The organism is Flavobacteriales bacterium (assembly GCA_013214975.1).
Taxonomy (GTDB): domain Bacteria; phylum Bacteroidota; class Bacteroidia; order DT-38; family DT-38; genus DT-38.
The window spans coordinates 1-1635 of the sequence record JABSPR010000343.1; the positions used below are offsets into that span (position 1 = coordinate 1).

Here is a 1635-nt window from a genome sequence, read left to right on the forward strand (position 1 = left end):
AGCACTACATTTGATCTACTCATATCCTGAACAACCCCATAAACTAACATCGTTCTAACTACAGACCAACTAAGCCCACTATTCATCACCAAGTTATCCGCGTTATTTTTAGTTTCTGCATAATAACTCAACGGATTAGGCTTATCCTCTTCACTATATGGACCATCCTCTCCATCAAAAACGAAATCGGTAGACAAATGAAGCAATTGACTATTATGCTTTTGACTTGCCGCGATTAAATTTTGGGCTGCATCAACATTTAATTTCTTTGCCCCCTCACGATCATCCTCACATTGATCTACGTTAGTCATGGCAGCCGTATTAATTACAGCTGTCGGTTGGTATTGATCGAATACACAATTTACTTGATTTCTATTCGTAATATCAAGTGTTTCGTAGTTAAAATCTACAGTAGTCAATCTATTATCACCACTACTTGTCGCTAAGAAATCAAACTCACCTTCCTCAATAAGCTGAAGAATTATTTTCTGTCCTAAAAGTCCATTAGAACCAGTAATTAATATTCGTTCTTTCAATCTATTCTATTTTTGATTTATAAAATGCCAAGGCAAAATATGCCAGAATTGGCATTCCCATTCCAAATACTACGGCGGCTAAAAACACTATTCTTACAAGTCCAATATTAATATCGAATTTATTACCCAACCAAGAGCAAACTCCCAGTATCTTCTTCTCATCCATTTTTCTTCAGTCCAAGAATTTCATTCAATTGTTTTATTTGATCTGGGTTTCCCAGAACAAACATTTTGGAATTTGGAAGTAATATAGTATCCGCTCCTGGGTTAATAACATATTCCCCTTCAGCTGTCTTAAACCCAATTACAGTAGTGCCAGTTTTTGATCTAGATTCGATCTCGCCCAATGTTTTATAATTAAAATCTTCTGGAAGTTCCTTGAACGATATCTCTTCTAAATTAACATCTGCATCACCTTCTAAACTTATGTTATCCAAAAACTCAACTAAATCTGGTGTAAGCACCAAAGAGGCCATGTGAGCCCCGCCTACCTTGCTAGGCATAATCACATTATCAGCACCAGCAATTTTTAATTTTCTAACAGAGTTATCCTCAGACGCACTGCTTATAATCTTTAATTCAGGATTAATTTCTCGAGCTGTAAGAACTACAAATAAGTTATCCGAATCTTTTGGCAATGTAGTTATGATGGCTGAAGCCTTGCTAATGTTAGCCGAAAAAAGCACACTATCTTTTGTTGAGTCTCCTTCAATAATATTCCGATGGCCATCTTCTCTAGCGTCTTCAATTTTAGCAGGATCCTTCTCAATAATTACGAAAGTTTCTTTGTGTGCTAATAAACTTTTAATTGCTCGTCCACCATTTCGACCGTACCCACAAACAATTATATGATTTTTTAATTTTGACATTTTCTTATTTGATCTATTTACGGCAAAGTACTTCCTAAATTCGCCATCAATCATATATCTCGTAATTGACGAGATTGCAAAGGCAAAAGTACCAAAACTGGTTAATATTAGAAATATAGTAAATATTCTTCCTGCATCGCTCAATACTCTTACTTCGTTAAAACCAACACTCGACACGGTAATTATCGTCATGTAAACAGCTTCGAGAAAACTATAATCTTCGATTGCCA

3 protein-coding genes are annotated in these 1635 nt (G+C 35.5%); all 3 read right to left on the bottom strand.

Annotated elements, in window-relative coordinates; all coding sequences use genetic code 11:
- The coding region (locus HRT72_11070) for a sugar nucleotide-binding protein (GenBank protein ID NQY68246.1) at positions 1 to 536 on the bottom strand (536 nt) is incomplete at its 3' end.
- A gap of 1 nt (position 537) precedes the next feature.
- Positions 538 to 702, bottom strand: coding sequence for a PspC domain-containing protein (locus HRT72_11075; protein ID NQY68247.1), 165 nt, complete (start codon positions 700 to 702; stop codon positions 538 to 540).
- On the bottom strand, positions 695 to 1635 hold a 941-nt coding region (locus HRT72_11080), incomplete at its 5' end, for a potassium channel protein (protein ID NQY68248.1). The genes HRT72_11075 and HRT72_11080, both read right to left, overlap by 8 nt.